Genomic DNA, 21,100 nt, shown 5'->3' with positions numbered 1-21,100 from the left:
ATGAAAAAGATAATTTGTAGCCTATTTATTTTAGCATTTTTGACTTCGTGCAAAGAATGCGGATCGGAGAAGAAAGAGCCAGAGGTTTCTTTTGAAGTGGATGGGGTTTACAGTGTTCATGAAAGTCGTATTTTGAAAGATCTTACAAAAGGTGATGTGTCTCTTGACTATGGCGGCATTTGTTTGGAGATTCGAAAACCAGACGTAGTGATTGCACGCTTTGTTGGTTTGAAAGAAGTAAAAGACGTTTTGATGAAATGGTCCAAAGTTGAAGAAGGGAAACACAAAATCAGTTATCAAGGCAATAGCGTTTTTACATATGATTATGAAATTTGGAAAGGCAAAGGGCCGTATATGATACTAATGCTTAGTTCACTTGAAAATAAGCCTTCTAATGATGATACGAGTAATTATACAAGTATTACTAAGCGCTTCAATAATACGTTAGACGATTGCACATCTTACAAAAGAGAAGAGATGAACCAAGATCCCGATCCTGGCCCCGACAACTGAAATTGAGCTTACACAAGATGAGACTTAGTTTAATTTTTTTACTCGTTTTTTTGAGTTGTGGAGGCACGGCTCCGATTCCTAAGGATTCCCCTTCTGCTTCTTCGAATGCTTCCGAAACAGGAATGTACGGATTTGTTCGCGGTAGCACGGTGAATGTTCGCTCGGATGCAAAACTTGCCTCTGACAAGGTCGGGTTACTCAAAAAAGGCGAAGTGGTAAATATCGAATCCGTTTCTCAGGCCAAAGAAGATATTCAAAACGACAGCGCATATTGGTACAAGATCAAAAGTAAAAGCGGTCTTTCCGGATGGGTATATGGAAAATTTTTAATGTTGTATGACCATTCCCCTTTAACTGAAAAGGAATACATGGCTTTATTCGCCAAGAAATTGTATCCCGGTGAGTCGATGAAGAAAGTGGCTCCAGGCGAATACACAGTAAAGAGTCCTTACAATTTTTCGTTCAATGTGCGAATTTCTTTGGAAGACGGGATGATCGAAGTTCAGAGAAACGCAAAAGAACACTTACACGCGGAAGATGTAACAGAAGTGTATCTGTTGTTAAAGGAATCTCCGAAGCAGGTTTTTAGCGTTAGCGGTCATTCCAAAGTGTATGTGATGAATACAAATGATTGTTTTGCTTCGATTGTGAATGGCACACGGTTGGCGCTTTTTGACAAATCGATTGAAAAGGATCCAAATCAATTGAATGACGTTCACTCGATTTATTTCCGAACGGATGCTCGTGATGATGACAAAAACTACGATTTTGTAGATGGTTTTCTCGTTGAGTCTTCTCGATACGAAAAAGGTAAGGGAACGCAACCTATTCAAAAGTTTAAAATCAAGAATTGCAAACTTGTTGAATTGAAGTGAGAGGTGTGGTGCACGTTCTCAGTGAAACTTAAACAGGCAAGTCCGGAAATCCGGACATCTTAAAACAGCTTTAACATGAAGAAGTGCCCTGCACGTTCTCAGTGAAACTTAAACAGGAAAGTAATTGGAACGAGATAAACTGTAAATTCTCTCTTCCAAAAGATCTATAAAAGTTTTTAAACCCCAACCTTGAAATGCGGAAACCAAAACCGAATCAGAAAGATGATCTATACCTAAATCCTCTTTTAAATCGTAAATCGCTTCTAACCCTGGACCATGATCTACGGAAGGGAAAGAAGATTTTTTATAACCGTTCGAATTGTTTTCAATCGCCCAGATTTTAAATTTTTCAAGCCGATCAATTTTATTGAACACTTGGATCATAGGTATATGAGAAAGTTCTAATTCTTCTAAAATTTTTTCAACCGCTTCCATCTGAAGTTTGTAATCCGGATTAGAAATGTCTACAACATGAACTAAAAGATCCGAATCCCTCAATTCTTCTAAAGTCGCCTTAAATGCGTTAGAAAGTTCTGGAGGAAGATCGTGTATAAAACCGACCGTATCTGAAATGATAATTTCCCTTTCTTCTGGAAAACGAATCCTCCTCGTAGTAGGATCCAGAGTTGCGAACAACTTATTTTCCGAAAGAACTTCGCTGTTTGTCAGAGCATTTAAGAAAGTGGATTTTCCTGCGTTTGTATAACCAACGATTCCAACGGCAGGTAATTCGTTTTTCTTTCTTTGCCTACGGTTGATTTCTCTTCGCTTTTTCAAAGACTTAAGTTCCACTTCAAGTCTAGTGATTCTTTCTTCAACTCTACGTTTACCGATTTCGAGTTTTGTTTCTCCAGGACCTCTTCCTCCGATCCCACCGGTCAACCTGGACATATTATCGTCTAACTCCGTTAGACGCCCTTTGAGGTATTTTAATTGTGCCAATTCAACTTGAAGTTTACCGTCTCTACTTTTTGCATTTCTCGCAAAAATGTCTAAGATAAGTTGTGTCCTATCGATTACCTTGATGTCTGCAATGTCCGAGATTTTTTTTGCTTGAGAAGGAGTCAGTTCAAGATCGAATACCAAAAGTTCCACGTGTTTTTGAATTGCCTTTAAAATGATTTCTTCTAGTTTTCCCTTTCCTAAAACCGTAGAAGGATCTAGACGATTTTTCCTTTGTATAAAAGTATCTACAACGTGGACCTCTGCGGTTTTACAGAGTTCTTTTAATTCTTCCATAGATAAAGAAGGATGTCTGCCTATGTTTCTTTCCGGATAAACACCAACTAAAAAAGCACGGTTTTCTTTTTGAGCGTCTTTCAGATTTTTTTTGGAACGAGAAAGCCTGGATTCTATCTCTAAGATTTCTTCTAAAATTCCTTCCGTAAGTTGTCCTGGATATTGTTTAGGGAGAACGGTCCAAAGTTCATCTTCCGATTCTGGATTGAGATGGGCGGAATAATATCCGTTTGGATTTCCCGAATGATCCATAACGATAGCGGTAAAATAATCCAAACGCAACAAAGCTAAGTCAGTTAAATCCTCTTGGTTTAAGGATTCTCCCTTTAAATGAGTATGAACTAATCTGAGACCTCTCAGTCTCGCCTCGGAAGTACGGAGCCTATCTAAAAATGGAATTTCGATCGAATTATCAGAACCCACCAACACGTGGGTGACGTAACCAGACCGATCAATCAAAACTCCGATTTGTTTGCCAATTTCTAAAGACAATTCGCAGATATTGCGCGCTAGTTCTTGGTTGATGATTACGTCTTCCCGAATTCTTTTTTCGGAAATTTTTTTCAGTCTTTGGGTTTGATTGGATTTGAGGCCGTTGAGATTACCGCTGAGCTTACTAATAAAACATTCTCCCTTTTGCTAAAACTTAGCAGTTTTCAACATATACGTCAAGCATTCCGATTTTTGGAAATCATGCTTGTCATGGAAAAAAATAGGAAAAATCTGAAAAATCAGTCGAATTTATGAATAGAATTCCTGCGAAAAAATTTTAACTGTCAAAGGCGAATCATGTTATCATTTTCCAAATTAAAAAACTTATTTCTTTATGTTATTTTTATTTTTCTTCTAAATGTTTTTTCAAACGTAGAGGCAGAATCGTTCAGTAAACATTTTCCAAACCAGAACTCAAACTCCTTTCAAAAAACGGATGCCACAGAAGAAGATCCCGAAAGTTCAGATCCGGAAGAAACTCCCCCAAAAGAAAAAGAAACTGATCCAACAGGAAGTTTGAATATAGACGATCCAAGAACTCTAACAGAAGAATGGGATGGAGTTTCTTCTTATGAAAGAAGAAAAAGAAAGGATCTAACGTTTAAAGAAAAACAAGAAATTGACTACGATCTTTCTGTTAAAAAAGGGATTCTTACCGTTTTTAGAGCGGAAACTGAAAAACGTTATAAGACACTGGATCGGATTGCTCTTACTCATCCGATTCCAAGAGTCAGAGCCGCTGCCGTTCTAGCAATTGGTAGAATGGGAAAAGGTGGGATCAAAACCCTTCATCAAGTCATCGAAAAAGACGGAGAGGCGGTCAGACAAGCCGCCTACAGAGCGTTAGCTGATATAGGTTCTCCTTCTTCTTTAAATTATTTTTTCAGCGGAATCAAATCCAGTGATCTGGACATTCAATTTTCCTCATGGAGAGGAATGGGTAAAACCCAAGATCCTTCTGCTAGAGACGCTTTACTTCGTCAGGGACTTCGTTCGTCCAGACGTGAAATCGTAAGGGCTTCTATTTTAGGACTTGCGGCGTTTCAAGTAAACGAGGATCTCAAACTTTTCAAAACGTATTTGAATTCGGACGATCTCGAACTTCAAAAAACCGCAATCGAAGCCCTGGGAATCCATAAAACACGTGCTTCCTTAAGAATTCTGGAGCAAGCCTTAGAAATAAAACCTCAATATGTTAAAAATATCATAGAGGCCATAGGCCAAAATACTAGTCTTTATGGAACATATTCTTTTATTAGAATATTAGAAAAATCTACTTCTGATGATCTGAATCAAAGGGTCATGCAACAATTATATCTTAGAAAAGCTTTTTATCAATTCGGAACCGTAAACGTAGAAGGTGCGTCGTCTCAGGAAAGTCCCTATCCGGCATCTCGTAAATTATATCCGCTTTCTCCGGGTGAGGTGGGAAAAATTCTTAAAAAAAGCGATCGTAGGTTTATCCAAAGGGTGGGGGATAAATTTGCGGAAGATCATTATTATCTTCTTTTATTGGAATCTAAAAATCCGGAAAGTTATTACGAAACAATTCAGTCTTGGGTATTTGGGCCGTATCTGAAAATTAGAACGATCACTGCTCCGCCTACAATGCCAAAAGAAAAAAAGGTAAAGAAATTTTTGAAAAAAAGGCCGCCTAACTATAAATTTACTCCTGCCTCTGAAATGGAAGAAACCGATCCGGCTCCTCCTTCTTCCAATCAAAACGAAGAACCTACAACGGAAGAAGGTCCTCCTTTAGAGAACTGATTCGAAAGCTATTTTTGATTTAAGAGAGGTGGAAAGAAATACCACCTTTCCTTCCTTTAATGGAACTTTTGGAATCATCCAACCGATTCCCGCAAACCAAGGTAATATAGAAGAAGAAAAAAACATTACCCCAGGAAAATCAAAACCGGTGGTTGCGATAATTTTATTTCCAGTATAACCGTCCTTATGAATTTTTCGGATCATCCAAAGTCCAGAAGTTTGAGTTTCCATGGTGATGTCGGTTACGATCGTGTGAAAACGATTTTTATCTTCGGAATAAATTTCCCAACCTTGGGCTGCGTTTACGGCTCTTACGGTTTCAAAACCTTTTTGTTCAAACCAAATCTTTAAGTTGTTTGCATAACGGTCATTGTCGTCCACGATTAAAACCTTTTTTTTCATGGTAATACTCCGTTGTTGGCGGCAAATTGATTGTCCGATAATTTTCTATATATTCCATTTTTTTCATATAAGGAATTATGATCCCCTTCCTCCACGATCTTTCCGTTATCCATTACGATAATTCTAGGAATATCTTTGATCGTAGAAAGTCTATGAGCAATTACGAATGTAGTTCTATTTGTATATAATCTTCGAAGTGCGTCGCTGACCAGTCTTTCCGATTCTACGTCGAGGGCGGAAGTGGCTTCGTCCAAAATCATAATCTCTGGATCTCTCAAAAGGGCTCTTGCGATTACAAGCCTTTGTCTTTGCCCGCCCGAAAGATTTAAACCTCTAACTCCTAAGATGCTGTCGTATCCGTTGTCCATCTTTTTGATAAAGTCGTGGGCGTGTGCAAGCCTTGCGGCTCGAATTACGTCTTTGCGAGTTGCTCCCGGTTTTCCATAGGCGATGTTATCTGCAACGGAACCATGAAATAAAAATATGTCTTGGGTTACGATACCGATCTTTTTACGAAGATCTCCCAGACTTAAATCTCGAATGTCAATTCCGTCAAACTTGATCGATCCGGAAGTAGGATCAAAAAATCTTGGAATCAAGTCCATCAAAGTGGATTTTCCGCAACCGCTTGCGCCTATCAGTGCAATCGTTTCTCCCTTTTTGACTTTGAGGTTAATATCTTTTAAAACGGCAGAACCGGTTCCTGGATAAGAGAAGAATAAATTTTTAAATTCTATATTTTGTAGCAGAGGGGTAGTGGTGATCTTACTTTCTTCGCTATGGTCTTCTGTCTCTAAATCGATGATCTCAAAAATTCTTTTTCCGGAAGCAATAGACTGAGTTACCTTTCCTACCATCTGAGACAATTGAGTCAAAGGCCTGAGTAAAAATAAAAGAGTCAAAAGGAAAGCCATAAACTCTCCTTGTGTGAATCTTCCGTTGTAAATTAGACTTGCACCCGCTGCGAAAAAACCAAGTACCACAACCGAAGAAGTCAATTCTACAAGAGAAGGAGCGATCTGAAGATAGAATTGGCCTTTAAAATTTCTACGATAAACGTTTTGGTTGATCTTTCCAAATTTTTCCTGTTCGTATTTTTCCGAATTAAAAACTCGGATCACTTTAATTCCGGAAATCATTTCCTGAATATTTGCGTTTAGATCGGCCATTTTCTCTTGAGATCTTGCGGTGGATTTGGTAATTTTTCTAGTAAACAAAGTAACCGGAAGAATGATAACCGGAACCGTAAGACAAGCGATCAGTAATAATTCAGTATTCAAATATAATAATACTATTAAGTGTGTAATCACGTAAAAGAAATTTATTGTAGCGTCTCTGAAATTACTCGAAACCACGGCTGCGATTACTTCTACATCGTTGATGATCCTACTCATCATTAAACCGGTTTTTTCTTTAAAAAAGTAAGTTAAAGGGAGAAGTTGGTTTTTTTCGAAAAGTTCTTGTCGAATATCCCGCACCGCCTTGTAACCCGCCGTGGCGATACAAAACACAGACAATAGATACGTAATCAACTTCAACAGATATAGTGGCATTACAATGATACAGATGGACCAAACTACTTCTTTAGGTTCCAGTCCTTTGGTCCTTCCATTGACCCATTCTTTTACTTCGATTAATAGAAGTTTGGTTCTTTCCAATCCATCCAAAGAATCTTTTCCAAACACTTTTTGTTTGAGAATGATCCTCTGTTCCGGCAGTGTCATTTGTAGTTGAAACCGCGTTTGTTTATCGTTTCCTAATGAATCGAACAACGGAATGAGCGCAGTAAGTGAAACCGCGTTTAAAATTGCGGTTAACAGCGCGAATACGATTCCTAATGTAAATCGATATTTGTAATGTACAGAATACGATAAGAGCCTGAAAAAAAACTTCATAGCTCCTGAACGATGGATGAAAAGTTTCTAATCAGATCCAAACCGGCACCGGTCATGATGGACTCCGGATGAAATTGAACTCCATAAAGATGTTTTTTAGTTTTATGACGAACTCCCATGATTACTCCATCGGGAGTTTTAGAAGCAACTTCGAGTTCCTTGGGTAGGCTTTCCGGTTGGATTACAAGAGAATGATAACGAGTGGCAACAAAAGGAGAAGAAATACCTTTATAAATGTCTTTTCCGTCGTGTTCTACAAGAGAAATTTTCCCGTGCATGATAGAAGGAGCTGATACAATTTTACCTCCATGAACTAGCCCGATTGCTTGATGTCCGAGGCAAACTCCTAAGATGGGAAGTTTACCTCCTAATTCACGGATTACGTCCAAACAAACCTTAGAATCTTCAGGGCGACCAGGACCAGGAGATAAAATGATGGCTTTAGGTGAGAGATGATTGATTTCGCCTAACGTAATTTTGTCGTTACGATAAACTTCGATTTCATTTCCTATCTGAGAAAAATATTGGTAGAGATTGTATGTAAAAGAATCGTAATTATCAATCAGGAGAAACATTATTTCCATTCTCCTCTGAGTCCGTTTCTTGCAAATTCCACCGCCTTTAACAGCGCGGCCATTTTATTTTTTGTTTCCTCCAGTTCCAACTCTGGAACCGAATCGTATACAACTCCTCCGCCTGCTTGTAAAAATGCAGTATCTCCGTAGAACACAATCGTACGAATGATAATTGCGAGGTCGCTTTCACCTGAAAAAGATATATAACCCAAAGCACCGGAATAAATTGCTCTTCGAGTTGTTTCCAGTTCGTCTATAATTTCCATGGCACGGATCTTAGGCGCTCCGGAAACGGTTCCTGCGGGAAGAGCGGCACGAATCAAATCATAAACAGTTTTTTCATCGTCCAGTTCGCCGGAACACTGACTTACAATGTGCATAACGTGGGAATATTTTTCAATAACTTTGAAATCGTTTACGTGAACACTTCCAGGTTTACAAACTCTACCTAGATCGTTACGTCCTAAATCGACTAACATAATATGTTCGGAAATTTCTTTCGGATCGGAAAGAAGATTCTCTTCTAAAAATTTATCTTCGTTTGGATTTTTGCCTCGTGGACGGGTTCCTGCGATCGGACGAAGATAGGTTTGATTTCCCGCGTATTTTACCATAATTTCAGGAGAACTTCCTACGACAGTAATTTCGCCTAACTTAAGATAATACATATAAGGACTTGGATTTACGGTTCTTAAACCACGATAGACTTGAAACGGAGGAACATCCGGTTTGAATTTCAATTTGCGGGAAGGGACTACCTGAAAAATATCTCCTGCCTGAATATATTCTTTGGCTTTATCCACATTTTTTTTATATTCTTCATCTGGAATATTCGGATTTAATTCTAGACTTCCGATTGCTACTTTCGGGTTTTTAATTTCTTCCGGAATAATTCCGCTTCGGATTTCATTTTCTATGGAATTGATTTTATTAATTACAAAATCATAACATTCCTTCAGAGAAGAATGTTCTCCTGTTCTTGCGTTGACCACAATTCTCAATATATGATCGATATGATCTACGATGAGGAGTTCGTCATAAATTCCGAAATAACAATCGGGAGCGTTTTCGTCTTCTGGTTTTGTATCTGGAATGTTTTCGTAATAACGAACCGCGGCAAAGGATAAAAAACCTACCGCCCCTCCTGCAAAAGGAGGAAGACGATAATCTTGAACATAAATGTCGTCTCCGAGAAGGTTTTCTAAAAGAACTAAAGGATCGTATGTGATGATTTCCGTGGAAGGTTCGTTTCCTTCGCTGACATAAAAAAGGCCGTTTTTACCTTGCAAAAGACGAGAAGGAGTTTTACCTAAAAAAGAATTTCTTCCTAGTTTTTCTCCTCCTTCTACGGACTCGAGTAAGAAAGAATTTTGTGAAGATTCACATCCCCATTTTGCAAACAGAGAAACAGGAGTTTCCATATCTAAAAAGATCTGTTTGAAAACAGGTATTAAATTTCCGCGTTCTGCTTGAGCGGAAAATTCTTCGAATGTGAGTGAAAATTCTTTCAGAAGTTCGGCCCCTCGATTCCCTTTCCATCTGCTAGAAAACGAGAAACGATCATTCTTTGAATTTGAGAAGTACCTTCGTAAATTTGGAAAATTTTTGCATCTCTCATTAATTTTTCAACCGGATATTCGGTGTTAAACCCATATCCTCCTAAAACTTGAACTGCGTCTGTACAAACTCTCATACACATATCCGCGCAAAACATTTTGGCAATTGAGGCTTGGTATGTGTTTCTAAATCCATTATCGATCATCCAAGCGGCTTGATAACAGAGAAGTCTTCCGGCTTCTATATCTCTAGCCATTTCAGCGATCATAAAAGAGATTCCCTGATTTTCCATAATCGGGCGGCCGAAAGTATTGCGCGTATTTGCGTATTGGATGGAATGTTCCATCGCGGCGCGTGCGACTCCTACTGCCCCGATCGCAACTCCTGGGCGAGTATGATCGAAGGCTCCCATTGCAATTTTAAAACCTTCTCCCTCTCGTCCAATCATCTGCCAAGCGGGAACTTTCACGTCTTCGAATGTGATTCCGCGAGTATCGGAACATTTCTGTCCCATATTGATTTCTTTCTTTCCCATGATAATTCCGGGAGTTTTTGCATCTACGATAAATCCGGTGATTCCTTTGTGGCTTGCAGATGGATCTGTTTTAGTAAGTACAAAAAACCAATCCGCATAACCGGCGTTAGTGATCCACATTTTAGATCCGTTGATGATATATTCGTCTCCAATTTTTTTTGCAGAAGTTCGTATTGCGGCTACGTCTGACCCCGCGCCTGGTTCGGTCACCGCGTAGGCTGCGAGTTTAAATTCTTCTGTCATTGGTTGAACGAATTCTTTTTTGATTCTGTCATTAGCTCCTAAAAGAACGGGGGCTAGTGCTAGATTATTTGCAAGAATAGCGGTTGCCATTGCAGAACATCCCCAGAAGAGTTCTTCTCCAATAATTACATCGTCTAGTTCCTGCATTCCAGCACCGTTAAATCGGGGTTCGATATGAATATTCATCAACCCGATTTCCCATGCTTTTTTTAAGACTGCGAGGGGATATTCTCCCGTATGATCGTGATGTTCCGCTTTTGGGCGAATTTCCTCTTTGGCAAATTTTCTGGCGAGATCACGTAATTCTTTCTGTTCACTGGAAAGAGCGAATTCCATTTTTATAGTACACCTTGGTCGAAATTGAACGGTCCCAGACATCCCGCCTGGATCGCCGATGACTGGATTTGATTTTCCGGCTCGGCTTCGAAATCGGTTTTGGGACAAAGCTCTGTATGCAGGATTCGAAGAGAATCCTCTACCGTCAAGAAGGTACGAAAGTGAAATGCGATGCTCTGGAAAGTAGTTCTTCTTTTCGTCTTGTTGCCAAATTGTTCCGATTCAAACTGAAATTCTTTTCTTTTTTCAATCCAACTTTGAAGTTATCTCGTTTTATAGAAAAATCCAATCGTTTTCGTTTAAGAGAGATTCTGATTCTATTTTTCGTGTGGGAACTACCACTTTGTATTTTTTGTTTTCTTACTGGAAAATATGGGAACTACTGCAAGATCACTTTTTCGGTAAATTCATAATTCTCTTTTAAAAAAATGTGGGAACTACCACTTTATAGATTTTTCGTAAGATTTTCATTTCGAGTCTCTATTCGTAGATCTATAAAAATATGGGCGGTTTGTTTTAATCTAAGGGGTTCCTTTCAGAATTGCTGCGAATCTTTATCGTAAAAAGCCCGTTTGAATACAAAATATTAAGCACTTTATTGTATAGTTATTAAGAAACTTTGACAAAATCATTTTGATCTCTTGGTAAGACGTGGTAGTTTTCACGGAAACCGTCTTTTTTAATTGGCAGTTGGATATCGACTTTTTTGCAATTTAGTTTTCTCGTGTGAGTTCCCACATTTTAAGATTTTCACACAAGTTCTGTTTGTTTTTCTAGAATTTATAAACATAAAACGTTCTTATTTAAAAATGTGGGAACTACTACAAGACTACTTTTTCGGTAAATTCATGATTCTCTTTTAAAAAAATGTGGGAACTACCACTTAGTGAGCTTCGTCCCAATTGACTCCGAACTTTCCTTCCACGACGATTGGAAGATCCAAAGACATAGCAGTTTCCATGTGTTTTTTCATGGAGGCTTTGAAATCGTCCTTTTCCTTTTTATGAACTTCAAAAACCAACTCGTCATGAACTTGTAAAAGCATTCTGGATTTATAATGTTTTTTTTCTATATCTTCGTGAATTTTAATCATTGCAATTTTAATCATGTCGGCGCTCGTTCCTTGGATCGGACTATTGATCGCAATTCTTTTAGCGGCTTCTTTCGCCGACTTATGAGTACTGTTAATGTCCATTACGGGACGACGACGACCCGTCAAAGTCTGAACGTAACCGTTCTTTTCGGCGAATTCTACCATTGAATCCATATAACTTTTTACACCTGGATACTGTGTCATATAACGTTCTATAAACGATTTTGCTTCGTCCCTTGGAATTCTAAGATTACGACTGAGTCCGTAAGGAGTCACTCCATAGATCACTGAAAAGTTGACTACCTTGGCCTTATCTCTCATTTCGTGGGTGACATCTTTTTCGGAAACTCCGTACAAAGCTGCAGCTGTTCTTTTATGAATATCTAAACCGTGGTTATATGCTTCCAACATCGCAGGGTCCTTGGAAATATGAGCCATGATTCTAAGTTCGATCTGAGAATAATCCAAACTTAAAATCTCATAGTCGTTTGAATCTACGGTAAAACCTTTTCGAAGAAGCCTACCTTCTCGATCTCTAATTGGAATGTTTTGTAGGTTTGGATCTGTAGAAGATAACCTTCCGGTTGCTGCGATCGTTTGATTATAACTCGTATGAATTCTTCCAGTTTTAGGATTTACCATTTTTGGAAGAGCGTCCACGTAAGTAGACTTGAGTTTGGTATATTTTCTATAATCCAGAAGTTTTTCTATGATAGGATGTTCTCCTACTAGTTCCTCTAAAACCTCGTGATCTGTGGAAAAACCGGTTTGAGTTTTTTTAACAATTCGTAGTTTAAGATCATCAAATAGAATTTTTTGAAGTTCTTTCGTAGAAGCGATGTTAAACGGTCCACCAGCTTGTCTGTGAATTTCGGATTGCAGATGACGGATTTCACGATCAAAGTCCCGGGCCAATTCTTCAAAATAAGGCACGTCCAAAGCAATTCCGGTTTTTTCCATTTTTGCAAGAACAGAAATCAAAGGCATTTCCATTTCGCGTAGAATCGGTTCTACACCAGAATCCTTAATCGACTTTCTAAAAATTTGATAAAGCCTGAAAGTTACGTCCGCGTCTTCGGCTGCGTATTCAGCCACCTGTTCCGGATCTATATCGGTTAGTTCTTTCTTTTTCTTTCCTGTGCCCACAAGGTCGTCGTAAGTGATTGTGTTATAGTTCAAAAATTCTTTGGCAAGATCGTCCATATTGTGACGTCTTCCTTCCGGTCTAAGAACGTAAGAGGCGAGCATCGTATCGAATTGAATATTGTTTAACATAAAACCATGATTTTCTAATACGATTAGATCATACTTTATGTTTTGTCCTACTTTTGGAACCTGGCTGGATAAAACGGGGCCTAGATGTTCTCGAACCTCTTCTAAACTCAAAGATTTGTCCTGAAATAAAGAGGCGTTATTTTTTACCGAAACATAAAAACCTGTTTTTTCCTGATTGGAAAATGAAATTCCCAAAAGGTTCGCCATAGAGGGGTTAGGCGAAGTAGTTTCCGTATCCACAGAAAGAATCCTAGATTTCAAAAGACCTCTGCAAATTTTAGAAAGTTCATCTGCAGAAGTGATCAACTTGTAAGCACCTTTTTCGGCGGGAGGGATTGTTATGTTTTCAGGAGAATTTGCGGCTGGTTCCGGATCTTTAGGGACTTCTTTTCCGGCCGATTTTGCAAGGTCTTTGGAAAGAACGTTATAACCTTGGGATTTAAAATAAAGGATTGCTTCGTCCGATTTGTAATCCGGAATTTCTATATCTTTTTCGGTGATTCCTAATTGAAGATCTCTTCGAATAGTAGCGAGTTGTTTGGAAAGATATGCGTTTTCTTTTTGTTCGGAAAGTTTGGTTTTTAATCCAGGGTTTTTAATCTTATCCAGATTTTTATAAACCCCATCCAAAGATTTATATTCTTGAAGAAGTTTAGAAGCTCCCTTGTCTCCGATTCCCTTAACGCCCGGAATATTATCGGAAGTATCACCTACAATTCCCATGTAGTCCGGAATCTGTTTGACGTCTACGCCTAACTCTTCTTTGACCCAAGCGGAATCGATTTCTACAAACTCGGTAACACCTTTTTTACCACGGAGCATTTTTATATTCTTTTTTTCTAATAATTGATATAGATCTTTATCTCCCGAAAAAATGAGGATCTCTTTTGCGGTAGATCGATACGTTTCGCAAATAGTTCCGATAACGTCGTCCGCTTCTTGGCCTTCTATTTTTAATATTTTGAAACCGATTTTTTCCAGCGTTTCCATTACTTCTTGGATTTGAGGACGAAGATCTTCCGGCATTGGTTTTCGGTTAGCTTTGTAATCTTGAAATATTTTTCCTCTTTCCAAAGGACCACCCGGATCGAAAGTCATTGCAATATGAGAAGGTGTGTAATCTTGGATCAGTTTAAAAAGCATTTTAAAAAAACCGAATGTAGCTCCACTTGGTTTTCCTGTTTTGGAATTGGTTAAATTGGAAGCGCCAAAGGCGTAGTAGGCACGGAACACAAATGCGTGTCCGTCTATAATAAGAAGGCGTTTCATACTTTTTCTCCGAAAAGATCTTCTCCTAAAAAGGAGTAATAGGCAAGTTCCGTTTTGCGGATAGTGTTTTTTATGGAGAATCTTTTGACGGATTCTTTGTTAAAATTTCCAAACGTTTTGCGGAGTTTTAAATCATTTATAAGAATTTCATAATATTTTGCTAAAGAATCCGAATCTCCCACTTCGGCAAGAAAGGCTCCTTTTTCGTGGGTGAGCATTTCTCCGATCCCTCCGCCTTTGGTGGCTACAATCGGTAAACCTACCGCCATTGCGTCCAAAATGGAAGTTCCCAGTCCTTCTTCTTTGGAAGTTAGGGTAAAAATGTCAAATAAAGATAGAATGTCCGGAACGTCGGTTCTATAACCTGTAAAAATTAATTTATCAGAAATTTCTAATGTATTTGCAAGGTCTTCTAATTCTTTTCTGAGTTCTCCTTCGCCTACAATAAATACTTTGAAGTTTTTAGACGGATCAATTTTAGATATCGCTTTTAAAAGAGTTTTTTGATCTTTGTGATCTACAAGGGCCGCGATGTTTCCGATTACGATCGTATCTTTTTTTAGAGAAAACTCTTTTCTGTAAAGTGTGGGGTTCGGAAGTTTTTTGGCAAAGGCGAAATCGATTCCGCTATGAACGGTTACCGTTTTTGCCGGATCGACTCCGTCTCTGAGTAGAATTTCCCGGATCTTATCGGATACGGTTAGGAAAAGATCGTTTCGTTTGGACTTATATTTCCAAATTGAAAATAAGTTTTTTCTAATACTGAAATCCACTCGTCGGGAGACTATCAGTTTTGTGTCCGGAAGTTTTGATTTTGCGAGCAAGGCAAGTGTATGTGCCTTTGCGGTGTGAGTATGGATGAGTTTGATTTTTTTTTCTCGAACGATGGCGCGGATTATTTGGATGGATGTTAGATCCCATTCACCTTTCATGTTTACGGCTTGGAAAGGAAGTTCTTGGTCGGAACATCTGCTTTCCAGAGCCGAACCTGGTTTGCCTAAGATGAGTTGTGGAATTTTTCTTTTTTTGAGACCTTCTGCTAAGAGCAAGAGTTGTCTTTCTCCACCTCTCCAACCTGTTTCCGTATCTATATGTAAAATCACCGGCTCAGTTTCCAGTTGGCTGTCATTTCTGCAAGGAATCCTTGAAAAATCACTGTATAAGGTTTCTGTTTTTGTGAATATTATTCTGATATATTAAACAATATTTTGGGTTTTTAGATCTTTTACTCATGGCTACATAGTAAATATCTAGTTTTGTAATGTGAGTTTTCGTAAGAAATAAGAAAGAATTTTCTAAAAGTTGAATTCCCTACAATTTTAGAATTTGTTCGTAAAATCGTGATTTGCAGTAGTTCCCACATTTTAGGAATTGATCTGTAAAGTTTAGATTCAAAGTTTTTTCAGAAAAATAAATCATAGCTGGACACGCGTTAATAAGGTTTTAAAATCTCAAGGTACTTCAATTTTATAAGGACTAATCGTGAGATCTTTAGTATGTGGGAACTCATACGAAAATTGTGTGATAGAAAGAAAAAGTTCGTTCAAAACCGGTGGGCCGTCGGATGATAAAAAACCAATGAACTGCGTAAAGAGACAAAATCTGTGGGAACTACTGCAAGCTCGAAATTTTACAGTAAAACTTTGAGATGTAGGAACTACTACAAACTATTTCAAAAATATCTTAGAATAACATGGGTTTGGTGTAACGCTAAAGCGATTGAAGCGGGGGCATGTCAAACACTCTTTCAAACTTCAGAGTCTCGCTTCTTAAACTCAATACATCGCTTCCTGAATGCCGATTCATAGGGAGCGTTCTGCTGAGTTTTCCCGCGTTTTGGGTGGTAACTCAATATGCTTCCCATGGGTCGCAATTCAGGAGGAAAGGTTTGAGAAACTTTTCTCTATCAGAAAAACATACTTTTTGCAAGTAAAAAGATTCATTCTTGTTTGTCGGAACACTTGAAAAATATGCGTTGATTCTAAAATCCTCTTCAACTGTGGGGTTGGTTATGCTCTCTATGAGTCGCGTTCTATAATAAATTGTAATTAAAGACGCAATATTGTATTACGTTTCTTTCATACAATTCATTGACCAGAGCTGAGAGCCCGATTCGGCCGCTAGTGGCAAGCTGGATTCCCCCCAGATATTTTACGTCGAACTCAAGTTAGAATAATCGGAATCAGTATTTTAAGAAAAGATAAAGTATTCTTGAAAATAGCTACTAGTCAAAAGAACGAGTAGCACCAAAATTGATTCCAACCGAATGAAGCGCTTGAGCAGTGTAGGAATATCCTACGATGTTGTTTTGGTTTGGACCAAAAATTCCGTGACTTATTGCCCAGTCTGTATCTTTGCCACCTTCGATTTGTTTTCCAGGAATAAAACAACTTGTTCCAAAATCAAAACTCCAGGGACCAGAAGAATAACTAAATCCTCCTGCTATTACGTGGTTGAGAGTTAATAAGATCCCTTGTGCTCCGTTTAAACCGTTGCTGGAAACGATCGGAGAATTGTAACTATATCCGAAACGATAAGTCCATTCTTTTGTGATTTTATGTTCAAGTCCAATTAACACCGCCCATTGATTTCGATAGTTCAAACGTGCAATTGCTTCTGAACCTCGTCCTTGTGGATTTGGATACCAAGGATCTTCTAAATTCTGTCTGACGTTTTTTAAATAGGAACCATAATTTATATAAAGGAAATCGACCGCTACTTTTAGATTTTCTGGACCGACTGCAAATCCAAGACCGTGTTTTTCAGGCGAACGGAAATAATAAGAAACTCCTGTGGATCGATAATAGGTAGGATCATTGACTCCAATCGTATAACTACCATTAAATGGAAAATTTGCACTCGATTGATACACGTATGCAATTCTAAGCCAATCTGTAACAGTATAGTTAGAGCCAATAATTCCGCTTAACGCAAGAGCGTTCTTTTTACTTTCATAATGAAATCCTTGTCCAGGAATTTCCCGAATTCCAAAAGCATCGTAATATCTTATGTTACGATTTTGAGCGCCATAATTAAGTTCTAAACTAGCGCCTAAAGAAAGGTTTCCAAACTTAACAGATAAACCGTTTACAGCCTTAATAAAAATTCCCTGATTTTCGGTAGTTTCTTGGATTCTTTTACCCTCTCCAAAAATACCAGGTAAACCTGCCCATTGATTTACTGTTTCTCCTGTAGGTGTATTTCGGTTGATTTTTTCTGCAGCTCCGTTTACTACCCCGAACACATATGCCGCAAATCCATAGTCGATCGTATCTGTTACGGGAAGTTTAACAGCCATGTATGGAGCGGCACCTGCTCCGCTTCTATATTTAGAATTTGTATAATTTAAACTAGGGTCCGAATCTAAAAACTGATCTTTCAGTTTTATTTGGGCGTGTGACATTCCTAAACCGAATTCTATTTTTTTTCCTTTCATTAAATGTAAATTGGCGGGATTGAGCGCAACGTCCATAGGAGAACCACCTAACGCAAAGTTGACGCCAGCCAAACCTTCATATCTTGCGTTGATTGCGTTTCTACTGTTACTTGCAACCGCCCATAGGGACGGAAAAGAAATGGAAACTCCCAGACAGATAAAGATTGGGAACGTGCTTTTTTGGATTCGATTCAATAGGATTTTCATAGATCTCTTTTAAAAAACGGATATTTTTTTCTTCTTGTCGGTGGAATCTTTTTACAGAGACCTAATCTCAAATAGAAATGATTTTTATCCATTATAACAAATAATACAATCCACTGTTGAAAATACCTTCCGTTTATCAATATATATTTCTTATATGTTGATATTTTTGTATGTTATAATAGAAATTATTTGCTTTTTTGTCCCACCTTTTTCAGCCTGTCTCTAACTTTTGGTCGAATGGGGCTTGATTTCATCCCAGGCGAAAGAAATGGAGAAGAGATGAGTAAAAAGAGTTTTCTGAAGTTGGTATTTTTTATCGGGACCGTATCTGTTTTTGCGGTCAATGCCTGGAACGGCAATGGCAATTCTTCGCAGTCAAAATCTAAAAATCCGGATTTAACTTTAGAAACTCAAACACAATCGAAACAAATCTTATTCGGAGACTTACACGTACATACTACTTACTCCATGGATGCTTATGCAATCAGTTTACCCATGCTCAACGGAGAAGGTGCTCATCCACCTAAAGACGCTTGTGACTATGCAAGATATTGCTCCGCTTTAGATTTTTGGTCTATCAACGATCACGCAGAAGGTTTAACACCAAAACAATGGCAAGAAGAAAAAGATCTAATTCGTCAATGTAACGCTAACGCAGGAGATCCTAAAAATCCGGATCTAGTTTCTTTCTTAGGTTGGGAATGGACCCAAATGGGAACTACAGTAGAAAGTCATTATGGACATAGAAATATAATCTTTAAGGACACGGAAGAAAATAAGGTTCCGACAAGAACCGTTGCGGCTTCCGGTCCATATACCGAACTTTTTTCGGGACCTCCTTTTATTATGAGAAATGTTTTAAAGATAGTCGCACCCGGAGGAAATAGACAGGCATATTACGATTTTGCAGACTTTGTTACGGACCGTCTTTCTTACGAACGTTGTCCTACCGGAGTTCACGTAAAAGAATTGCCTAAGGATTGTACCGAATGGGCGGCGACCCCAGCCGAACTTTTTGAAAAATTACAACAATGGAATATACCTACATTAGTAATTCCGCATGGTAATACCTGGGGTTTTTACACGCCGCCCGGAATTACCTACGACAAACAGTTAAAGGGCAAGGATCATAACGAGGACTTACAAAAGTTAGTCGAAATCTATTCAGGACACGGTAACTCGGAAGAATATCGTCCTTGGCAAGAAGTAAGTATTGATCGAAGTGGTAAACCAGTTTGTAACGAACCTTCTTTAGGTTTTGAACCTTCTTGTTGGAGGGCCGGAGAACTCATTCGAGAAAGATGTTTAAAGGAAGGAGATTCTCCAAAAGAATGCGACGAGAAAGCGACTGTCGCAAGGGAAAACCACGCAGTTGCAGGTGTATCCGGATTTAATACCGTTCCCGGAGCCAATCCGGACGATTGGGGAAACTCGGGACAATGTCCGGATTGTTTTTTACCTGCGTTCAATTATAGGTCGGGTAATTCGGTTCAATATGCATTAGCAATTACTAATTTTGATAATCCTCATAAACCTAGAAATTTTCGTTTCGGTTTTATAGGCTCCAGCGATTCACATACTGCAAGAGCGGGTAACGGTTATAAAGAATATTGGAGAAAGGGACTTACGGAAGCAGCCGGTCCTGAAAAACCAAACGCATTCGGTATGATGGAGCCTGCAAAAAATAGAAAAAAACCAATCTCTAAATCAATACCTTTCAGTCCTAAGGGTTTGGGGCCTTTCGAAATTATGGATAACGAAAGACAGGCTTCTTTCTTTTTTACCGGAGGTTTGGTTGCGGTCCATTCTAAAGGCAGAGATAGAGATTCGATTTGGGATTCTCTAAGTCGGAAAGAAGTTTATGCAACTTCAGGAGATAGAATTCTGCTTTGGTTCGATTTAATAAATTCCCCGGGAGAAAAATCGGAAATCGTAGCGCCTATGGGTTCCGAAATGTTGTACTCTCAAAATCCAACTTTCAAAGTGCGTGCTATCGGAGCGTTTCAACAAAAGCCAGGTTGTCCAGATAAAAGTGTTTCTGGAATTGGGGCGGAACGTTTGCAAAGACTTTGTAAGGGAGAATGTTATCATCCTTCTTCGGAAAGAAAAAAAATTACTAGAATCGAAGTGATTCGAATTCTTCCACAAATTTCTCCAAACGAATCCGTTTCCAAATTGATCCAAGATCCTTGGAAAACGTTTCGTTGTAAACCGGATCCGTCCGGTTGTGAAGTTGAATTTCAAGATACAACTTATTCCAGTTTGGGAAGGGATGCGGTTTATTACGTTAGAGCAATTGAAGAAGTTTCTCCAGCAGTAAACGGAGGACAACTCCGTTGTGAATACGACGAACAAGGACGTTGTATCAAAGTGAAACCTTGTTACGGAGATTATCGTACTGAACCGAATGACGACTGTTTGGCGAACGTGGAAGAACGGGCTTGGTCTTCTCCTATTTATCTAAATCAGTCAAAACAAAAATGAAACCGGCTCGGCTCTGATAACCGTGATTGTTGAGTTGGTAGTTCTAATTTTGGGAAACTTAGTAAAATGTTTTTTGAGAAAAATCTGATAGGCGAACCTAAGTATTTTTTAGGAGCGGGAGCGTTGTTTGGTTTTTTGCTTGCTCTTATAGGTTTGTTATTTCCTGAAAGGGAAATTTTACTTTCTGATACGGTTGCAGAAGTAAACGGAAATTACATTAAAAAAGATGAATATTTTAGAACATTAACCGCTATTTCTTCGGATAGTAAAAATCCGATTACACAAGAAGCTCGCGCCAATGTACTGGAGCGATTGATAGAAGAGGAATTGTTGGTACAAAGGGGATTGGAATTAGGTTTTGCAAGAGAGGATCGTTTGATCAGAGCTTCCATTGTTAGAGCTGTCATCCAATCCATCATTTCGGAGAATGTTTCCGAAAAACCGAACGTTTTAGAACTCAGATCCTACTTTTTTTTCAATCGAGATAAGTTTTTAAAAACGTCCCGTTATCAAGTGGCAGTTTATAAACAATCAGACGAAGTTTCTGCCGTTCAAATTTCGAAAGAACTCAGAGAAGCCGGAAACACAAGATCGACTAACGTATCTTATATTCCAAATACTTTATTACCTTTACGTAAACTTCTAGATTATTTAGGCCCGGATGTAGTTTCTGTTTTGGAAAATTTAAAATCCGGAGATGTGTCCGATCCGATAAAATCGGAAGGAAAATTTTTCGTAATCAAAGTGTTTGCTTTGGAACCAGGTTCTACGCCCGATTTCGAATCCGTAAAGGAAGAAGTGGAAGCCTCTTATATCCAAGAAAAAGGTGACAAAAATCTGAGAGAGTATTTGGACAAGTTAAAGACAAAATCTAAAATAAAAAGAAACTTGCCTAGTTCGATTTAAT

General features: G+C 38.6%; 14 protein-coding genes and 1 pseudogene. 6 read left to right on the top strand and 9 right to left on the bottom strand.

Annotated elements, in window-relative coordinates; genetic code table 11:
- Both LEP1GSC059_RS02275 and LEP1GSC059_RS02270 read left to right on the top strand, forming a co-directional pair.
- Positions 1-513 (top strand): hypothetical protein, encoded by a 513-nt coding sequence (locus tag LEP1GSC059_RS02275; protein ID WP_002178093.1) that lies wholly within the window; start codon positions 1-3, stop codon positions 511-513.
- 17 nt (positions 514-530) lie between these two features.
- The gene (locus tag LEP1GSC059_RS02270; protein WP_017215315.1) at positions 531-1,388 is read left to right on the top strand and encodes an SH3 domain-containing protein; all 858 of its coding nucleotides are present in this window, start codon (positions 531-533) and stop codon (positions 1,386-1,388) included.
- 108 nt (positions 1,389-1,496) lie between these two features.
- On the opposite strand, the gene hflX is transcribed toward LEP1GSC059_RS02270, so the two are convergent.
- Positions 1,497-3,248, bottom strand: coding sequence for a GTPase HflX (gene hflX / locus LEP1GSC059_RS02265; protein WP_081099859.1), 1,752 nt, complete (start codon positions 3,246-3,248; stop codon positions 1,497-1,499).
- A 168-nt stretch (positions 3,249-3,416) separates the two neighbouring features.
- Here hflX and LEP1GSC059_RS02255 point away from each other — a divergent pair, with 168 nt between their 5' ends.
- Positions 3,417-4,886 carry a HEAT repeat domain-containing protein gene (locus LEP1GSC059_RS02255; RefSeq protein WP_017215319.1) on the top strand — a complete coding sequence of 490 codons (1,470 nt, stop codon included), beginning with the start codon at positions 3,417-3,419 and terminating at the stop codon, positions 4,884-4,886.
- Here the strand turns inward: LEP1GSC059_RS02255 and LEP1GSC059_RS02250 are convergent.
- From LEP1GSC059_RS02250 to LEP1GSC059_RS02230, 5 genes are all read right to left on the bottom strand, one after another.
- On the bottom strand, positions 4,875-5,288 hold the full coding sequence (locus LEP1GSC059_RS02250) for a response regulator (protein WP_020980230.1): 414 nt from the start codon (positions 5,286-5,288) through the stop codon (positions 4,875-4,877). The genes LEP1GSC059_RS02255 and LEP1GSC059_RS02250 overlap by 12 nt on opposite strands.
- A complete protein-coding gene (locus LEP1GSC059_RS02245; RefSeq protein WP_020980249.1) occupies positions 5,285-7,183 on the bottom strand; it encodes an ABC transporter ATP-binding protein in 1,899 nt (632 codons plus the stop codon). The genes LEP1GSC059_RS02250 and LEP1GSC059_RS02245 overlap by 4 nt, the downstream gene beginning before the upstream one ends.
- Entirely contained in the window at positions 7,180-7,758 is a 579-nt protein-coding gene (locus tag LEP1GSC059_RS02240; protein WP_002155344.1) for an anthranilate synthase component II, read from the bottom strand. Before LEP1GSC059_RS02240 ends, LEP1GSC059_RS02245 begins: the two co-directional genes overlap by 4 nt.
- On the bottom strand, positions 7,758-9,179 hold the full coding sequence (gene trpE / locus LEP1GSC059_RS02235; protein WP_004433543.1) for an anthranilate synthase component I: 1,422 nt from the start codon (positions 9,177-9,179) through the stop codon (positions 7,758-7,760). The genes LEP1GSC059_RS02240 and trpE overlap by 1 nt, the downstream gene beginning before the upstream one ends.
- 86 nt (positions 9,180-9,265) lie before the next feature.
- On the bottom strand, positions 9,266-10,429 hold the full coding sequence (locus LEP1GSC059_RS02230; protein ID WP_020980263.1) for an acyl-CoA dehydrogenase family protein: 1,164 nt from the start codon (positions 10,427-10,429) through the stop codon (positions 9,266-9,268).
- Between the two features lie 211 nt (positions 10,430-10,640).
- Between LEP1GSC059_RS02230 and LEP1GSC059_RS23365 the strand changes: the two are divergent.
- Positions 10,641-10,842: pseudogene (locus tag LEP1GSC059_RS23365) on the top strand (hypothetical protein).
- 470 nt (positions 10,843-11,312) lie between these two features.
- Here the strand turns inward: LEP1GSC059_RS23365 and polA are convergent.
- The 3 genes from polA to LEP1GSC059_RS02210 all read right to left on the bottom strand — a co-directional run bounded on the left by polA (position 11,313) and on the right by LEP1GSC059_RS02210 (position 17,709).
- Positions 11,313-14,066 (bottom strand): DNA polymerase I, encoded by a 2,754-nt coding sequence (polA, locus tag LEP1GSC059_RS02220; protein WP_017215325.1) that lies wholly within the window; start codon positions 14,064-14,066, stop codon positions 11,313-11,315.
- Entirely contained in the window at positions 14,063-15,169 is a 1,107-nt protein-coding gene (locus tag LEP1GSC059_RS02215) for a glycosyltransferase (protein WP_020980209.1), read from the bottom strand. Before LEP1GSC059_RS02215 ends, polA begins: the two co-directional genes overlap by 4 nt.
- A gap of 1,121 nt (positions 15,170-16,290) precedes the next feature.
- Positions 16,291-17,709: an OmpP1/FadL family transporter gene (locus LEP1GSC059_RS02210; RefSeq protein WP_017215328.1), complete on the bottom strand. Its 1,419-nt coding sequence runs from the start codon at positions 17,707-17,709 to the stop codon at positions 16,291-16,293.
- Positions 17,710-17,988: 279 nt separating this feature from the next.
- Between LEP1GSC059_RS02210 and LEP1GSC059_RS02205 the strand changes: the two genes are divergently transcribed.
- Both LEP1GSC059_RS02205 and LEP1GSC059_RS02200 read left to right on the top strand, forming a co-directional pair.
- Positions 17,989-20,193: a DUF3604 domain-containing protein gene (locus LEP1GSC059_RS02205; RefSeq protein WP_036056923.1), complete on the top strand. Its 2,205-nt coding sequence runs from the start codon at positions 17,989-17,991 to the stop codon at positions 20,191-20,193.
- 66 nt (positions 20,194-20,259) lie between these two features.
- On the top strand, positions 20,260-21,099 hold the full coding sequence (locus LEP1GSC059_RS02200) for a peptidyl-prolyl cis-trans isomerase (protein ID WP_017215331.1): 840 nt from the start codon (positions 20,260-20,262) through the stop codon (positions 21,097-21,099).
- The last annotated feature ends 1 nt before the right edge of the window (position 21,100 follow it).

The sequence above is a fragment of the Leptospira noguchii serovar Panama str. CZ214 genome, assembly GCF_000306255.2.
In the GTDB taxonomy this organism is placed as follows: domain Bacteria; phylum Spirochaetota; class Leptospiria; order Leptospirales; family Leptospiraceae; genus Leptospira; species Leptospira noguchii.
This window is presented reverse-complemented; position numbering and strand designations above follow the sequence as displayed.